The sequence below is a fragment of the Stenotrophomonas sp. 21LCFQ19 genome, from assembly GCF_056861425.1.
Genome location: NZ_JBSPUF010000002.1, coordinates 405,800 through 424,936, shown reverse-complemented (window position 1 = coordinate 424,936; position 19,137 = coordinate 405,800). Strand labels below are relative to the sequence as shown.

At 57.8% G+C, this 19,137-nt stretch carries 7 protein-coding genes; 1 reads left to right on the top strand and 6 read right to left on the bottom strand.

Annotated features, from left to right (window positions below):
* Positions 1–32: 32 nt before the first annotated feature.
* From AC13FW_RS04040 to AC13FW_RS04015, 6 genes are all read right to left on the bottom strand, one after another.
* Positions 33–3,698 (bottom strand): transporter substrate-binding domain-containing protein, encoded by a 3,666-nt coding sequence (locus AC13FW_RS04040; RefSeq protein WP_482988260.1) that lies wholly within the window; start codon positions 3,696–3,698, stop codon positions 33–35.
* A gap of 4 nt (positions 3,699–3,702) precedes the next feature.
* The gene (locus AC13FW_RS04035; RefSeq protein WP_282268600.1) at positions 3,703–4,389 is read right to left on the bottom strand and encodes a response regulator; all 687 of its coding nucleotides are present in this window, start codon (positions 4,387–4,389) and stop codon (positions 3,703–3,705) included.
* Between the two features lie 966 nt (positions 4,390–5,355).
* Complete coding sequence (locus AC13FW_RS04030) at positions 5,356–6,081, bottom strand: hypothetical protein (protein WP_482988259.1); 726 nt, start codon at positions 6,079–6,081, stop codon at positions 5,356–5,358.
* 306 nt (positions 6,082–6,387) lie between these two features.
* Positions 6,388–8,091, bottom strand: a complete 1,704-nt coding sequence (locus tag AC13FW_RS04025) for a TolC family protein (protein WP_482988258.1) — start codon at positions 8,089–8,091, stop codon at positions 6,388–6,390.
* Between the two features lie 514 nt (positions 8,092–8,605).
* A complete protein-coding gene (locus AC13FW_RS04020; protein ID WP_482988257.1) occupies positions 8,606–13,336 on the bottom strand; it encodes an Ig-like domain-containing protein in 4,731 nt (1,576 codons plus the stop codon).
* A gap of 569 nt (positions 13,337–13,905) precedes the next feature.
* Complete coding sequence (locus tag AC13FW_RS04015; protein WP_482988256.1) at positions 13,906–18,435, bottom strand: Ig-like domain-containing protein; 4,530 nt, start codon at positions 18,433–18,435, stop codon at positions 13,906–13,908.
* A 198-nt stretch (positions 18,436–18,633) separates the two neighbouring features.
* On the opposite strand from AC13FW_RS04015, the gene AC13FW_RS04010 reads away from it, so the two are divergent.
* Entirely contained in the window at positions 18,634–18,921 is a 288-nt protein-coding gene (locus tag AC13FW_RS04010; RefSeq protein ID WP_482988255.1) for a hypothetical protein, read from the top strand.
* The last annotated feature ends 216 nt before the right edge of the window (positions 18,922–19,137 follow it).

Below are 19,137 nucleotides of genomic sequence, written 5' to 3'. Positions count from 1 at the left end.
TGCGGGCCAAACTGCCCGACCGGCGAATGAGGCTATGGGTCCGCCGCACACATGGCCGCAAGCACTGCGATGATGGCGGGCAACTCACTGGCAATGAACTGCGCGTTTGCAGTGATTTCGTCGAGTTCCACTTCAGGCCGATCGCAAAGAAGCTCAATGCGCTCGCAGATGTCCATCAGGTGCGAAACCTGCAACAGGCGCACCCCACCGTTGATGCGATGGGCAAGATTGGACATTGCACGCGGCTCAAACTCCGGCAGCAATGCCTCCAGTTCGGCCAGGTCACGGACGAAGCTGCCATGTGCCTCAGCGACCAGGCTACGTGTCATCGCGGTGTCACCACCGGTCAGTTCCCACAGTGTCGAGGCGATGTCGTTGATCTGCCGTTGACGCACCTGCGTTGGGCTCGCGCCCGTCACATCACCCAGTGCAACCAGCATGCTGGAGAGTGTGCTCAGACTCACCGGTTTGAAGAGGCAATCATCCATGCCCGACGCAATGCACTTTGCCCGCTCCTCGGGCTGCGCATTGGCAGTAAAGCCGATGATCACGCACGGCGGCTGACCACGGCTTTTTTCATGGCGTCGAATTGCCCGGGCCATCTCATGCCCATTCATTACCGGCATATTGCAATCGGTAACGACAACGTCAACGCCTCCCTGCAACCAGCAGTCCAGACCTTCACGTCCATCAGCTGCGCTGCGTACGCTTTGCCCAAGAAACTCCAATTGCTGGGTAAGCAAGCTACGGTTGGCCGAGTGATCGTCTACCACAAGCACCTTCAGACTTGGATGCGTGGCATCTAACGTCGGCACACTATCCACCCCGGCCGAGATTGCAGGCAAAACCTCCAACGGCAAGTTCAGCATCACCGTCGTCCCTTCGCCCAACGAGCTCCGGATGGAGATGTCGCCCCCCATCAACTCGCAAAGAAACCTGCAGATCGGCAAACCCAGACCGGTTCCACCGCGCGTACTGTGGCCGTGGTCGGCCTGTGCGAACGGATCAAACAGACGCGCGATATCCGCATCGGCGATACCTATACCGGTATCAGCTACCTCCAGTTGCAGACGCAGCTGCGCCTCTGCCACCGAAACCGTTCTCACGCGAATAGTTACCTGGCCACGATCAGTAAACTTGATGGCGTTGCCGACGAGGTTGGACAGCACCTGCTTGAAGCGCATCGGATCGATGGACACGTCGCAGTCCACACTGGGGTCAAGCTCCAGTATCAGGTGCAGGGCCTTCTGCCTTGCCAGGCCTTTGAACACCCGCGCCACAGATTCGATCATCTCACGCAGATTGGCGTGCTTCGGGCTCAGGCTGACATGGCCTGATTCAATGCGGACCACATCCAGGATGTCGCCGATCAACTCCAACAGGCCATGCGCCGAGTCATATGCAACCGCGATGGCCTGCCTATCAAGACGCCCCTGATCAGCGTGCTTCTGCGCAAGCTCAAGCATGCCGATGATTGCACTCATGGGAGTGCGGATCTCGTGGCTCATGGTCGCCAGGAAGGTGGTCTTGGCCCGGCTCGACTGATCAGCGGCGGCAAGCGCACGGCGCAGCTCTTCCATCAGATGCAGACGGTCGCTCACATCGATCCACCCACAGACCACGCCTTTGGCCTGCCCCTGCGAATCGAAGTACGGATAGATCCAGTGGTAGATACTCAGAACCCGCCCGGGCAGGTGCAGCGTGCGGTCCACTTCAAGCGGTTTGCCGTTGGCCATCACCCATAGATAGTCCTCGTGGAAACTCTGTGCTTCCAGCGGATCGAGCTTGGCACCTTCCATCGAGGTCTTACCGAGCACTTTCGTCTCGGTCACCGCGAGCATGTCAAGGTAGTTGGTGTTGCAGGTAACCAACCTGCCCTGCTCGTCGCGGACATAGATGGGGTGCGGCGTTCCATTGATCAACGAACGCATGAAATTCAACTGTTCACCCAGCGCGTCCTCAGCTACCTGTCGGCGGCGGTACTGCGAGCGGATATGTACATTCCATATCAACGATACAAGCACAAGCAGCAACATTCCTGCCGTTACCTTGTAGATCAAGGAGCGGAAATCCGTCCACGTTGCCGGTGAGACGTCCGGACGTGGCCGCCAACGGCTTTGGAAAATGTCCACTTCATCTGGCGGAATCTGCATCACCGCCTTGTCGATGATACTGGCCAGTTCAGGCAGATCCTTACGCGTGGCGATGGCCAGTCGCGCCGGCGTGTCCTCCACCACGTCTGATACGCGCAGCTTTCCGTCATGAAGCACGGATGTGTAGTAGAGCGCCATCGGCAGAAACGCAATGGTGGCATCCGCCTTGCCGTCATTCACCAGTCCCATGGCTGCCGCCAGTGTATCGGTCTCAACAAACTGATAGTCCGATGCCGGCAACAGCATTTCCCTCAATGCATGACGGGCCGGCAATGCAATGCGCATTCCGCGAAGATCACCAAGCGAAACCGGGCTCCCGTTTCCTTCACGCGTGACTATGCCAAATGAGGTCTGTACGAACGGACGAGAGAAACTGAATCGTTGTGCACGCGACGCAGTCGGCACCAACATGGTCACGTCCGCTGTTCCAGCCTCCAGCGCAGCCATCTGCTGATCAAGCCGGGACACCCGAACCGGCTCGAACTCCACACCGGTGCGCTGCGCTATCACGCGCATGATGTCGGCGCTCAAACCACTGAAACGACCGTCGGTATCAAAGTAGGAAAGCGGAGCCGTGTCGTTGCTGGCGACGAATCGAACCACCGGATTCTCGTCTATCCAGCGCTGCTCTACCGCACTGAGTTCGATACGCGCTGACTGCACGATGCCGCCACCGCCGGACCAGCGCTTCAGAATCTCATTGCCATTGGTCTTCTGAAGTTCGGCCAGCGCAAGATTGACAACACGCTCCAATGTCGCAGCATCCTCACGCACTGCGAACGCAAAACCGTCCGTATCCATGCGCGGGACCACCATCGTGCGCACATGATTGAAGTAACTAAGATTAACCAGATAGTTACTGGAAACCATGTCCCCAAGATAGAGATCCGCGCTACCAAAGGCCAGCGACGCCAGTGCCTGCTCGCGCGAGCGATAGCTGGAGATGACGGCATCTGGATACAGATGCCGAATCGCGGCTTGCGGAAGATAGTCCTCCGCCACAGCGATGCGCATACCCGCGAGCGCCGGAGGCATGCGTCGGCGCTCTGACTTGCGCATGTAGATCACCGGTGTATCTTCAGCATAGCGCTCAGTCAAGCGTATCGGATGCCCCGTCAATTCGTAGCTGTTGGCGCTGCCAACCATATCGACGGCACCCTGCTCCAAGGCACGCAAAGCAGCCGACCTGTCGGGGAAGCGAATGACCCGAAGCTCTACGCCAAGCATTTCGCCAATCGCACCGAAAGCATCGGCAGTGACTCCTTCAAAACGATCATTGCCGGAGAAAATTTCGAGCGGAATGAAGCTTGGCGAGGCAACCCCAAGGACCAGCACGCCCTTGGCCCGCAGCCAATCCTCATCCCCGTTTCGAAATTCAAGTTCAGTATTTGAAGCACTGGCACGCGCCAATAGCGAAATCTCTCTGGCCACTTCGGTGGCCTTGGCGGAACCTGCCAAAAGCGATAGCAGTGCTACAAGAAGCAATCCCGCGCGGATGAATGCTCGGTCCGACACCATGTGCGACTTGGCTGCAATACTCAACATCCAATCAACCGGAGGCGAGGCTATGTTGGAGCTTGAAAAGCTCTGCATCAGTGCGGACCCCAAGTTTTCGAAACGCGGCCTGTTTCTGCCCACTGATGGTCTTCATGCTGCGCATGAACTTTCGTGATATCTGTGAAACCGACATCCCATCCAGGCAACAGCGCAATACTTCCCGTTCTTTTGGCGAGAGCGATGGATCATTCAACAGGCGCTGCGCGCCTTTGACATCAGGTGAGGGGCGCCCCGCAGACAGCGGCTGCCGCCCGAGGCGATAGGCCAAGCCGGGCGAAACATAGGTCTCACCAGCGGCCACCTTGCGAATGGCCTCAACCAGAAGCTCCGCGCTCTCCGACTTTCCAAAGAATCCATTCGCTCCAACACTGAGCGATAGATTCACCACGGATGGCGTCTCCGTCGAGGACGAAATGAGGATGCAGATCGTTGGAAATCTGCGGCGAATCAATCCGATCAGATGCAGGCCATCAAGCTCACTTGCACCCAGCGCATAGTCCAGCACCAGCAGATCCGCCGGAGTCTCGCTCAACGAAGCAAGCAGATCCCGACTGTTTGCATATACACCAACAACTTTCATGTCCGCTTCGCGCGACAACCGCAGTTCCAAAGCCATCTGAATCAAGTAGTGGTCGTCCAACACCGCAACGCGGAGTGGCGCCATGATTGACCATTTCAATGAATCAACTCCTCTACGCTGCAAACCCCAGCAACACCAAGTAGATACCGGACAGCGTGCTGGTTGCCGCTCCCCATCGCCCCCGGCAGCCAGCCAGAGCGATCACTCTTTCATCAAACACAGGCGTGGCTATGGATGCATCGATCAAGGCCACTCGCTTCACTACATACGCAGCTGTCCCATATGCTTCAAAGCAGATCGTAACCAGCGGTGCGGGGAGCAGCAGGCGCGCGACTGTTCAAGACATCGCTAGCAATCGTTCTTACCCATCGTTTGACCAACAGAAATTCCAAATCGCGTTGGAAGATGTGCTGTACTGCGATTGATCACCGAATTCCGGTCAAGGTCGAACCAACAGTGGCCCGGAGCCAAGCCGTTTCTCAATAAGCCAGCGAACTGGCTTTGCCTTACGCTTCGATTCAACTTTTCTGCGTGCCGTTGAGACACACATCTCCGACGCTTGATCGAAGCTTCTTGCTACCTGGTGCGCGCACCCCATCGCTAGTTTCGAGGCTTGAGTGCCTTGTAAGCACGCATGCACAACCATTCCACAAGGTCGTGTCGAGGCAGCCGAATTGCCGACTAGGCTGAGCCATGGAGGACCGTGAAAACAGCTGCTCCTGATGGCGCTTCACGATCAGCGGTGCGAAAGCACCCGCCCAACCAACAGGCAACACAGGCGCCCCACAGCCCTCCAACCCCTGAGACAAGCGGCAGCATCATCACTGCACGCCGCGACCTGCAGATTGTGGTGGCTTCCTGCACCGGTAAGAACGCCATCGACGCAGGAAACCAAGCCGACCACGTCCCGTGTCCTAATGGTTATACGCATACTCCTGAATGACCGATCAAAGACTGTTCGAATTTCAGCCGATCACATACGTTCGCTCATCCATGCAGTTTCCGGCCAGAAGCTCGCGAAGACTGTTGAAGAGAGCAATTATGGTTCCAACAGCCGAACCGTTGTCAGCGGGCACCTTCCCCAACATCCGCACGCACCATTCCCTGCGCTCGGTTGCTGGCGTCTTGGTCAATTGAATTGATGCGGTCGACCGGGTCGAGGAATTCAGAATCCACCCTCAGCACGTCGCGGCCATCTGCGCGGAGAGCGGAGTAACCAGTCTTGCCTAATGCGAGCGCTACGTCACCAGAAGAGGTGTGCTCCTGCGCCATCACCGACGCCGTGTAGTTGCACTCCACCACGATGGACGCGCGCGACAACAAGTGGACCTGGCGCCGGCTGTTGGCGAGTTCCTTCTCGGCGTCCATGCGGCTGACCGCCTTCGGCAGCAACGTGCCGTTCTCGCTTAACTTCAGGAAATAGGTCTTGCCTCCTTCCAGGCTCGTTCGCGGCTGCGCGCCCTTGCCTTCATAGCGCGGAGCATCGTTCAGCGCGGCATTCAGGCCGTGAACGCCCGATGCGACGCACAACACGGTAAAAGCGCCAGGCAACAGGCTGGCATGAAGTTCGCCATCCACATACACGTTTGCCGCGCTGGCCTGCAGACCCGTGGTTCCCTCGCGGTAGTAAACCACCTGACTTTGATTGGCTGCCACCGCTGGCACCGGCTGATAGGTCTCAGCAAATGCAGACACAGGAATTGCTGCGTGAGCCTCCGTATTCACAAGCGCACAGACCGTTGCCGCAGCAAAAACTGCTGCCGCGCGCTTCATCGTTTCATCAAAAGACATGCCATATTCCTCAGTAACATATTTGTATTTAGCGGCCCGGAGTAAAAGCGAATGATTCGCGCTCACAAGGAGGGACGCCCTCGTCCAGGCACTCGACCATGACCCGCTGCTCAACACCCACATCGCACCGACAAACTACGATCTACCGCGTCGTTGCTGCCAGTATGTTTTCTGGGGAAGACCCCATACATAGGGAAAGTCTCAAAACGTGCGTCGCCGTGGCATGTGGCGCAACACCACCGCGGAGCAGTTTCACAGCAACAACTAAAGGGCCATTTCCCGGAAATTGCTTTTCAAAAGAGTGACTTAATCACCCGCACTCAGCCAGCCAACCAGCACACCCGCGCTTGCGTACTGCCGGATTACGGCCTGATAACCATCAAATCGACTCGATATCTCGGCGACCTGATTGTTGTAGTGCTCACTTTCTGAAGACAGTACATCGAGCAGCGTTCGCCGCCCCAGGTGATACCACTGCTCGTAAAATGCGGCGCGAATCTTGTTCGACTCCAACGACAGGCCTCGATAGAGATCGGCACGATCAGCGAGCGAACGAGCGTCATGGTTGGCTGCGCGGATCCGGTGTTCCAGATCCTGGGCCTGCCGTTCTGCGGCCATCCAGCCTGCCTGCGCTCGCTGCCGCGCAGCTAGTTCCGATGAGCGGCCCGAGCCACCACGGTACGCGGACCAGGACAAGGTCAGCCCTGTCTGCCATGCAGACTCGCGGCCATAGGAGCCATCGCCCGCGTCTTTGCTGACCACCCAGTTGACCTGTGGCAGAAGCGCAGAGCGCACCGCGTCAGCCTGCACATCCGCCGATCGGGCCGACGCCCTGGCCTGCAGCACCGTGGGATGGTGTTGCGATGCGACCAGCAGCCAGGTCAGCTCGGGCAACCTGATATCCCAGTGTTGAGAGCCCGGCAAACCGGGCAATGGGCGGTCACCAACCATCCTGCGTAGGCTGATCTCGATATCACGTGATCTTGAGTCTGCGGTACTGCGCGACGCTTCAGCCTGCAGTAATCGCGCCCGCGCCTGTGTCAACTCACTTACCCGACCGACATCTACAGCAACAATGCCTTCAAGCATTTTCACCAGCTCAGCCATGCGATCAACATAGCGCTGACTGGCTTCGACAACGATGCGCTGCTTGGCTAGCTCAACCAGATTCGAGGTCACATCGTAAGCCGAAGACTCCAACTGTGCCTGCACCGCGAAATCCGCGGCATCGACCAGATGACCGCGACTCTCGATGGTTCTGCGGATCCGTCCCCAGTCGAAGAGCGTAGTGGTTATGCCCAGGCTCAGCGAAAAGTCGCTGCTCCGAATAGCGGTAGCGAAGCCCAACTCACGGGAAAGCCCTCGACCACTGATATTCAGCTGCGGATAGCGCTGACCTTTGGCCTCGGAGACATCGGCGTTGGATGCAGCGCGCTGCGCCAATGCCCCTGCCACCGCCGGACTGCGAATCGCAGCGGCATCAACCATGCTCAGGAATAGATCGCGTAGCTCAGCCTCGGGAACAAAGCCAGATCCTGCAGCCGATGCTACCGTCGTGGAGACTCCCTGCAAAGGCAAAGAAAAGTCGAGTTGCGCGATTGCGGTGATCTGATCAACGTTCCCTGCAGAGGCAGCCTCAACCAGTATCTCAGGAGAATCTACACAGGCGTAGGAGACGCGCTCGTATACAAGCACATCCTCCACCAGACCAGCCAGCACAGGACTGGCCAGGCGATCGCGAACCGGCCGATTGATGGCAGGAGCTGGACTTTCCTTCATCACGCCATTTGCCAAGCCGCCCCGTTGTGCCGCAGAACACTGTGCGCGAGTGTCGACATCGGCTCTACGACCCTCCGGAGAAACATGCTCGAACTGAAGAAGCTCATTCCCAGCACTCGCTGGTCCGCTAGAAAGCACGACTGAAGCCAAATAGCTGGCCACGCAGATGACAGGAAGCCTACACACACCGCCTACTTTATAGAAGGCCGCGTCCTTGTCAGAGTTACTCATCCGCCACCTCAAAGTAGTATTCACATCCAGAACAGGGAAGATTGTCGTTTCAAAAAAGGACTGTGGACGCGACCGGCTTTCCGCTTTTGGTGTCACGTTCTCGCTCGACCATTGTTCATCCCCACTTGCAAGTTCTTGGCACTCCAGGTGAATTCCTTCGCGACCTGCTTCATCCCCTCGGCAGAACATCGCGTTGCCGCGAGCACGCCACCACCGTTGATCAGCACGATGGCTGCGAACAGTCCATCCGAACGACGTCATATGCCGCACATCGCAGAATCAGCGCGGGCAGTCACCACTGAGTTTCGAGAGCGGTCTCCTGAAGGCCTGGTTCGGCCTTCGCCGAGGCCAACTCGACTCGCCATCAGTTTGCTGCCAAGCGCGGCCCGGCCGCTGTAGCCGGCAATGAATCGACGCCGCTGACCATCTCCAACCGGGAAGAACCCGTGCATCTGATGTGCAGTGGTGAGAGACACCCGGAGAATCCTGCTTGCATCCTCCGGGCGTTGCTTCATCAGGCGACCAACTGCTGCTCGAACAGATGAGCCAGGCCAATCTCGCTTGCCGAATGTCGTTCGCTGCTCTCGATAGCGGAATTGCTTCCCATCACCCAACTCTCCTGCGTATCGGCCTCCGTGGATACGCCAAGGCCGACAAGTGGAACTGGATCGGATACCGCCTCGCGTTGTATAGCGTCCTGGTTGAAGATCTCAACCTGCGCGTCGACAAGCAGCTCATTCGGCAGCGAAGAAACATCAGCGTGTGCATCTTCCGGGGCAGACCTGATCGCCATCGCAACAACAACCACCCATTCCTCTGAGGCGTCGCTCATGTTTCCCGCCACGTCGAACGATTGGAAAGTGAAGCGGTGTTCGCCGTACGCCAGGCGATCGGCAGCATAGGTCCAGCTGCCGCTTTCATTGACTGCTGCGAAGCCAACCTCCTCACCGCCCTTGAAAACAATAATGGTCGAGTTCGGCTCCGCCCTGCCAACAAACGTAGGTGTCCGGTCATCGGTGGTCTGACCGTTCTCAAGGTCGCCCATCCACGCGCCAGCGTTATCCTGCACAGCGTCGATGATCGGACGATCGGGCGCCACGGTGTCGACACGAACAGCATAGATATTGCTGACATCGCTTTCAGTACCTCCTGCACTCACAGCGACAGCAGAGAAACCGTGCACGCCGTCGGTCAGCGCGATCTCCGGAGTGAAGCTCCAGCGACCGTTTTCACCAACCACCGTGCTTCCGAGCAGCGTGTCGCCGGATCTGATTTCGATCAGCTCGCCCGCCTTTCCATTTCCGTTGATGGTCGGCCTTGCGTCATCGGTACTACCACCATTCTGGAGAATGCCCGTGTATACACCCACGTCGTCCCTGACGTTGGTTATTCTCGGAGCTGTCGGAATCGAGGTATCGACAATCAGCTCGAAGCTGTCGGACGGCGCGCCCAGGTTACCGGCTACATCCAGCGCGGCAACGCTCAGCACGTGGCCGCCATCGGCCAGGTCTGTTGGCAGCTCGAGCGTCCACCTGCCATCGGCATCAGCCACAGCAGACCCAAGCTCGAGCTCGCCATTCCTGATGATCACGGTGCAGCCAGCTTCGGCCGTGCCAGTGATGGTCGGCCGGGCATCGTCGGTGATCCCTCCAGCGGCAATGCTTCCCGTACGCGCCCCCTGATCGTCATACACCTGTTCGATTACCGGCTTGTCAGGCGCAACCGTGTCGACGACGATCTCGAACACTTCCGACGGTGGACTGGCATTGCCCGCCTTGTCTTCAGCCTTCACGGTGAACTCGTGCGCACCATCGAGCAGGGGAGGATTCGGCGTATAGATCCATTCGCCATTCTCGCCTGCAGCGACACTATCCAGCAGAACGCCCTTGTCGTAGATACTCACGATGCTGCCAGCCTCGGCCTTACCGGACAGGGTTGGCGTGGTGTCGTCCGTACTCTGGCCCTGCTGAAGCGCACCTTGCACTGCACCTGCATCATCATGTATCAGCTCAATGGTGGGTGTACTGGGGCTGGTCACATCAATGGTGAAGTCGAAGACGTCGCTCCTTGCGCTCTCGCCATTGGCCGCCGTCGTTACGGTAGCGGTCAGGCTATGCGGACCTTCATTCAAACCAACGTCTGGCGTGAAACTCCACTTGCCATCGCTACCTGCCAGCGCCTGCCCCAATAGCGTCGTTCCTTCGTAGACCTTCACCGTGCCGCCAGCGGTAGCGATACCGTGCACCGATGGCATGGTGTCATCGGTGACACCGCCCATAGGGATTTCCCCCTGAATGGAGCCCGTATCATCAATAGCACCATCGATGCTGACCATTTCGACATCGGTGTTGACTTCGAAACCTATCGCTGGCGACTTGGGACCAACGTTGCCAGCTTTGTCCATCACTTCGTAGCTGAGGCTATGCTGCCCATCAGCAAGAGCAGGAGAAGGTGTGAAACTCCAGTCGCCGCTTTCATTGGTTGCCACGCGCCCAATCAACTCATCTCCATCATAGATCGCTACCGTTGCGTTGGGTTCCGCCTTGCCAACGAACGTCGGCGTGTTGTCATCAGTCACAGTTCCATTGCTGATCTGACCGACGATCTGCCCGACGTCGTCCCACAATGCTGCATCAGCCGCACCCGGCTGTACTGGCGGTGTGGTGTCCACAATGATCGGATACAGACCGGTCATGTCACTGACATTGCCTACAGCACTGCTGGCCTCGGCAGTGATGTTGCGCAGGCCATCGACCAGGTCAGCCGCTGGCGTAAAACTCCATTCACCATTGGCAGCAACCAATGTACTGCCGGCCAGCACGCCGTCGATATAGACCGACACTGTTGTTCCTGCCTGCGCAGTACCGTTTATGGTCGGGCGGGCGTCATCGGTGACGTCGTTCCTCTGCAGATGACCCGTGACCGCGCCAACATCGTCAACGACCGACGTTATGGCGGGAGCAGCAGGCCGATCCGCACTTCCCAGCGTCAGATCGAAGCTATTGGTTCGATCACTGGTGTTGCCTGCGGCATCGGTCGCTTCGGCGGTCAGTTTGTGCGGACCCAGGCCCATCGGCAGGAAAGGCTCAAACGACCACTTCCCCTCGCCGTCGGCGATGGCATACCCGATCTCCAACCCGTGATCCCTGATGACCACCTTGGCGAACGGATCGGCGCTGCCGCTGATGGTCGGCTTGGAGTCGTCGGTCCAATCACCGGAACTCAGATAACCGGTGCGGCTACCCTGATCGTCGTAAACCAATTCAATTACCGGCGTTGCCGGTGGGATCGTGTCGATGCTGATCGAAAAGCTGTTCGACTCCTCGCTGGTGCTGCCTGCTTTGTCCTGCGCGGTAATGGTGAATACATGCTCGCCGTCCAGCAGCGCCGGGCTTGGAGTGTAGCTCCACTTGCCCGCAGAGTCGGCCACGGTGTTGCCCAGCAGAATGCCACCATCATAGACACGAACCGTACTGCCGGCTTCGGCCTTTCCGGACAAGGTCGGCGTTGTATCGTCCGTGCTCTGACCTTGATTCAGCGCACCCTGCACTGCTCCTCTGTCGTCATGCACCTGCTCGATCGTCGGCCTGTCCGGGACGGTAATGTCGATGACGAAATCGAACGTCGCACTGCGCTCGCTTTCGCCCTTCGCCGGGGTGCTGACAGTCGCAGCAAGGCTATGATGGCCTTCAGTCAAAGCAACGGAAGGGGTGAATTCCCATTTGCCGTCTACGCCGGCAGTTGCCTCCCCCAGCAACGCCGTGCCCTCATAGATCTTGACGGTTCCCCCTGCGGTTGCGGTACCAAACAACCGCGGCTGGGTATCATCGGTCACGCTGCCGCTCACGAACGTCCCCTTCTCCATTCCGGCATCGTCCTCGGCAGCGTAGATTTCCACCAGCTCAGGACGGGTATCGATCAGGAACTCGGTCGGGGCAGACTTTTCGCTTGCATTGCCCGCGCGATCAATCACAACGTACTCAAGGATATGCAGGCCATCCTCAAATCCGGCGTCGGGGCTGTAGGTCCAGTTGCCGTCGGCAGCAACCGGAGTGCGGGCGACTTCCACACCCTTGTCATAGATGATCACGGTGGCATTTGGCTCCGCGACACCATCAATGACGGGCCTGCTGTCATCGGTGATACCACCATTGCCAATCTGACCCTGGATGCGCCCCTCGTCGTCCATCATGCCGACGATGACCGGAACGTCCGGCGCACTTGTATCGACATGAATGACGTAGGGAGCTGAAACATCACTGACGTCACCATCGAGGTATTCATACATCACGGTGATCACATGGCGGCCGTCACCCAGCGGCAGACGCGGGACGAAGGACCACACCCCGTCTGCACCAGCCACGACTTCGCCCAGAAGTTCTACACCGTCGTAGATATAAACCAGCACACCGCTTTCGGCCTTTCCTACGATCTTGGGGTTGCCGTCATCGGTGTATCCTCCATTGAGGATGTTACCTTGAATCGCTCCGGTGTCGTCCAAGACGGCGTCAATGATTGCTTCCGGTGTAGTCGCTGAAGCGAAAACTGAAAGCAGCTCCTGCACCGGGGCGGTGTCGCTGCTGATACCTGCAGGTGAAGCCTGCTTGTGCCGATCATCAACCATGACGCAATCGATCGGCATGTCACCATTTTTTTTCATAGGATTTTGCATCGGATCCATATCCGGCAGGTGACCGATTGCCCGCACTTCTGCTGCAGCTGCCGCGGCGGCGAACACCGTTTCCTCTGTCCCGGCAGTCTGCGCACCAGCTACCCCAGCCCTCGCCGTGGCTCGCCCGAGTCCACCAGCAGGCGGCAGCATCGACTCGTCCGCAACGATCAACGGATCAACCATCTCGGCGCCGGCAGGAGTCGCCGTCATCTTCAGCACCAATCCGCCCCCCGCATCCGCTACAGGAGTTCCCCATGCTTCACCGCCAATAAGCGCATAGGGCTGGTGCTTTCCGTCAGCACCCAATCCAAACAGCCGCGCATTGTTTGCAAAGAAGTCTTCGATGATCAGCAACTCCTGCTCGGACTCACCTGATGTTTTTGCAAGCAACAGGTGCATCTGCGACCGCTTGACGGTAATGTCCTCCGGTACACCGTTGCCATCGGCACCTTCAAGAAAATAGCGGTCTCCCCTGACAGCCTGGATGCGCGGCAATACGACTCCCCCTTCCTCCTGCAGCGCCAGCGTCTTGGCAACGGAGCCGCCATTCAACACAGATATAATCGCAGCCATTTTATGATCCACCTTTGTAGTTTATTTCCGTTGTGAAACTGCAACTGAGTTTTCATCCAGAAGCGAAGAATCCGTCGATTGCTTCTTTAACCATCCCTCGGCGCCTTCCGGACGCAGGGCCGACACCACACACCCTCGACGTTGATACGAGCGTGTTCGTCTTGACCTGCCAGGCCTTCGTTTACGCTGCAGAATGCAAGCGTGGAGCAGGCGCCTGTTTGCATTGTGCTTTTGAGCCCCAAAGTTACACATAGGAAATTCATCGGAATTCCTATAATGAGAACCGCCGTGAGCGTCGGGACAAATTCGGCAGTCGAGATCAAGCTGTGACCGAGCCACTCCAATCGCTCGCTACAGAGAAACAGACCAACGCCTTCCGCGAACCAGTGCGCTATCCATCATGAATCAGGCGGCCACCTCGAACTACGGACACACCTGGCCTGAAGCACGTGCTCAGCGGCGCGCTGATCTGTTCCAGACCAGAACCCGCCCCTGTGCATTCACCACAACCGCATCACCCAGGAAACTGGAGGAAACAAACAAACCCTCTCGACGATCAGATCAGTCGATCAGCTCTGCTCCAGTAGAGTGACTTCAAAAATCTCGCCACGGGCCAGCCAATCGGCGCCGCCTTGCATGACGCAGGTTTTTCCTGTCCAGCTGTCATGCAACGCGGCCTCATTGGAGATTTCAAATGAAGCAGGCGACGTGGCTTCTGCGACATCGGCAACACTGGCAACGGCACTGAACATCTCCATATCACCATCCATCAGCAGCTCCTGCATGGAGGGCATTGCATCGCCTACAGAACTGTCACCCGTCGAATGGACTGCAGGCGAAACCACCACATCCCATGCCTTCGATGCGTCGCTCAAGTTGCCCGCAACATCGAAGGAAATGAAGGTGAAGCTGTGCTGGCCATATGCGAGCGGCCCAGGCGAATACGTCCAGTTGCCGTCCCCATCAACGGTGGCAAAGCCAACCTCCTCACCATGATTCATTACCAGGATGGTCGAGTTTTCTTCCGCCTTGCCAGCGAACGTCGGCGTGCGGTCATCGGTTGCCTGCCCGTTCTCGAGATTCCCGGTCCAAACACCCGCATTGTCATGTACCGACTCGATGACAGGGGCATCGGGAGAGACCGTGTCGACGCGGATCTGATAGCTGTTGCTGATCTCACTTTCAGCGCCACCTGAACTTACCGCGATGGCAGTAAACACATGCACTCCATCAGTCACTGGGGTTGTCGGAGTGAAGCTCCAGCGGTTGTTTTCACCGACCAAAGCACTGCCAAGCAGAAGTCCATCCATCCGGATCTCGATGGTGTCGCCAGCCTTTCCATTGCCATTGATCGTCGGCATGGCGTCATCGGTGCTTCCACCATTCAGGAGGACGCCTGTGTACACACCAACGTCGTCGCGGATGTTGGTGATCTTTGGCGTGGTGGGAGTTGCGTTGTCCACCGAGAACCTGAACTCGTTGGAAGACGGACTCCTGTTACCTGCGGCGTCAATAGCCTCGGCGCTCAACTCGTGCTCTCCGCCTGCAAGTGCTTCAGCCGGCTCGAAAACCCACTTGCCGTCGATATCCGCGACCACACGACCAATCTCGGTTCCGCGATCCATGATGACAATGGTGCTGTTTGCCTCGGCCTTCCCGCTGACAGTGGGGTGGACGTCATCGGTCGTCTCGCCCTCACTCAAGTTGCCGGTCCTGGAGCCCATGTCGTCGTATACGGTCTCGATGATGGGCGCATCCGGCGCGAGCGTGTCCACCACAACCGCAAAAACCGCTGACGCGTCACTCTCATTGCCGGCCTTGTCCTGGGTGGTGACGGTGAAGTCATGCCCGCCATTGAGCAACGGCGGGTTCGGGGTGAAGCTCCAATCGCCATTGGCATTGGCCTCAACGCTACCCAGCAAGCTGCCTTTGTCATAGATGTTCACTTTCGCGCCTGCATCTGCCTTGCCCGACAACGTCGGGGTAGCGTCATCCGTATGCTGCCCGTGACTCAATGCGCCATGCAATGCACCGACATCATCGTTTATCTCTTCAATCGTCGGCACGTCCGGCGGGGTCAGATCTACGATCAGCTCAAGCGGACCAACGTGCCCGCTCTCACCATTGGCAACGGTCGTAACCGTCGCTGTCAGGCTGTGTGCTCCTTCGCTCAACGGTACAACAGGAGTGATGCTCCACCTGCCTGCCGCATCGACTACCGCCTCACCCAACAGCTCGCCGCCTTCGTAGACTTTAACCGTACCACCAACAGTGCCCTTGCCATGCAGCGTCGGGGTTACGTCGTCAGTGACGCCGTTCTTGCCGATTTCGCCAGTAACGGCGCCCACATTGTCGATTGCGCCATCGATGCTGATCACCACGTTCTTGGTATCGACCACGAAATCTATCGGATCGGACTTCGGGCTCACGTTGCCGGCCTGATCCACCACTTCGTAGTTGAGACTGTGGTTGCCATCACCCAGACCAGGTGAAGGACTAAACCTCCAGTCGCCATTGGCGTCACTCTGAACGCGGCCGATCTCCTCACCGTTGTCATAGATGATCACGGTACCGTTCGACTCGCCCTTTCCCTCAAAGGTAGGGGTCGCATCGTCGGTCACGGTGCCGTTGGCGATCGGGCCGGTCACACTGCCCGCGTCGTCAAGCAATACGGCATTGTCTGAGCTCGGCTTGCCTGCGGACGTGGTGTCGACGTTGATCGGGTACTTTCCAGTTTCCAGGCTATTGTTGCCCACACCGTCACTCGCACTCGCGGTGATGTTGTGCAGACCGTCAGCCAGATCCACAGTCAGGGTGTAACTCCACACTCCATTTTCTGCAACCTCGGCCGTGCCGAACAGCACCCCGTCAATGTAAACCGATACGGTCATGCCTGGCTGTGCGGTGCCGTTGATGGTCGGGCGTGCATCATCGGTGATGCCATGCTTCTGAATGCTGCCGATGATGGCACCAACGTCATCGACTACCGCCGTGATCGCTGGGGCTGCGGGTGAGCCTTGGCCGACCAGAACCAGATCGAAACGGTCCGAAGGCTCGCTGGCTGTCCCAGCCTTGTTTATGGCTACGGCAGTCAAGTTGTAAGTACCCTGCGCCAAAGGCAGCGACGGCTCAAATGCCCACCGACCTTCCGCATCCACCGGCACACGACCGATCTCGATATCGCCGTTCCTGATGATGACAATGGTGTCTGGACCAGCGCGTCCTTCGATGGTCGGCTTGGCATCGTCAGTTGCCTCGCCCGTGCTCAGGAACCCGGTCTTGTCGCCCTGATCGTCGTATACAGTCTCGATCACTGGCTTGTCGGGCACCTCACTGTCCAGGTTGATCGCATAACTGTCCGACGGCTCGGAGCTGTTGCCAGCCGGGTCCGTGAGCACAACTTCAAAGACGTGCTCACCTTCGCTCAACACCTCCTCCGGAGTGAACGTCCAGATGCCGTTGTCGCCCACCTGCACTTCGCCAATGGCCTTGCCATTGTCGATGATGGTGACGGTGTCGCCAACATCGCCCCTGCCCGACAGCGTTGGCTGGGTATCGTCGGTATAGCCACCATTGCTGACAGGGCCGGTGACAGCACCTTGATCGTCGACGATGCTTTCGATACCCGGCTTGGCGGGTGGGGTGGTATCAACGATGATCACAAACTCATCGGACGGGCCACTGCTGTTGCCGGACGGATCAGTGACCACTACCTCGAAGGAGTGCTCGCCTTCGCCCAGGGGTTCTTGCGGGGTGAAGGTCCAGACGCCGTCATCGTCCACCTGCACCTCACGGATCACGCTACCGTTATCGAGTACGGTTACCGTATCGCCGGCATCACCCTTGCCGGTAAGCATGGGCTGCGTATCGTCGGTATGACCACCGTTGACGATCGGACCGGTAATTGTGCCCTGATCGTCGACAATGCTGCCAATACCCGAATTGTCCGGCGGCGTGGTGTCAACAATCACCACGTAACCATCCGACAGTTCGGAACTGTTGCCGGCCGGGTCAGTAGCGACAATCTCGAAAATATGCTCGCCTTCGCTCAGCGGCGCTTCGGGGGTGAAGCTCCAGGCGCCATCTCCGCCGACCTCCACTTCGCCAATGACGTGGCCATTGTCGATGATGGTAACGATATCCCCGGCGTCTCCCCTGCCCGCCAATGTCGGTTTTTTGTCGTCAGTGAAGCCGCCATTCTCCACTAGGCCGGTGACAGGCCCTTGATCATCAATGATGCTCTCAACGCTCGGCTTGGCTGGCGCGCTGGTGTCGATGACGATCGCGATTTCCTCGGATGGAGCCGAACTGTTACCGGATGGGTCCTTGACCACGATCTGCAGCGAATGCTCACCGTCGCCAAGATCCTCCTCAGGGGTAAAGCTCCAGTTGCCATCGCCGTCAACGATCACTTCGCCAACGATCTTTCCGTTATCAATCACCACGACCTGGTCACCGGGTTCCTGGCCCGAGCCGCCCAGCGTAGGGCGGTTGTCGTCCGTTACGTCGCCGGTATTGATGCTGCCCTTGAGCGGCCCCTTGTCATCAACGATCGAACCAATGCCCTTGTTCTCTGGTGCAGTGGTGTCCTCCGGCCTGCTGTCTCCGCCCTTGTTGTGCTCGATGATGGCACCGCCGGCCAAGCCAGCGACCCCGGCCAGCGCCCACGGCAACAGGCCTGCACCTGCCACGATCAAACCTTCGCCAAAGCCAGCGAGCTGCGGGGCACCCAACGCCAATGGCGAAGACACACCCTCCATCAGAAACGGGGCTGCGCTATCGGTGTCGCCGTCGGCGGCGATGTACTCGTGGTAAAGACCATCTTCACCCAAGCCGACCAACTGGCCGTCGGTATCAAAGAAACTCTCAATGATCAGCTCTGGCTGATCCGGGTCTGTGCCTTCCAGAGCAACATGCAGGTTCTTACCTACGCGCTTGACGGTAATGTTCTCGGGACCCACAGCAGTGTCGCCCTCGGCGAGCAGATACCGTCCACCCCGGACTGCTTTCACGTGAACAGATCTGCCACTCTTGGCATCGCCCAGCGGATTATTGGAAACAATGACTTTATCACTGACTACAGAGATACTTGCTTTCATCGCTGAACCACCTGAATGATCATGACTTGATTGGCGGAGTCGATATTTCAGACACCATATAGTTTGAACTGACTGCTCGAGGCCAGATTCATCAATGGGGAAATTATTGCCGTCGCAATTCCAGCCTTGAATAGGACAGGTCCCAAACCTCGCCATACAAAGAAAATGAGAGCTGTATTTTCTCTTCAGGTTTCAAATATGAAATACGCAACCACAGCAAAAGTTTCTATCATCCAAACCGCTTTCAACAACAACCCCACGCATGCATGCAATCAGCACATCATCGTCACACGCGGGCTTCGAAGCCATCCAGCCCACCATAATTTCTATCAAATACAACACCTTGAGATATTCCAGATCGCCACTTCGTCGCACCAACTGCACGGCATCGAACTCGATCCATCACTGAGAAAAAAACAGTCCGACGCTTCAAGCAACCTAATCAGCGGCCGCGGCGTCAATTGCCATTCGACATACCTGCCCTGATATGAGTCACCATCGGTTTCACACTTAATACCGGAACAGACAAGTGCGCAGATCCCCCATCCCCACCGCTGGCAAACAGATTCATTACATGGGATGCGCGGCACTTAAAATGACACTCATGAATTGCAATTAGTTTCAAACTTGATAAGAATAGAAAACGCAGCTGATGGTCGCGAAATCCCAACGTGGCACTGTGTCGAAGTGCAGCTATCTCCT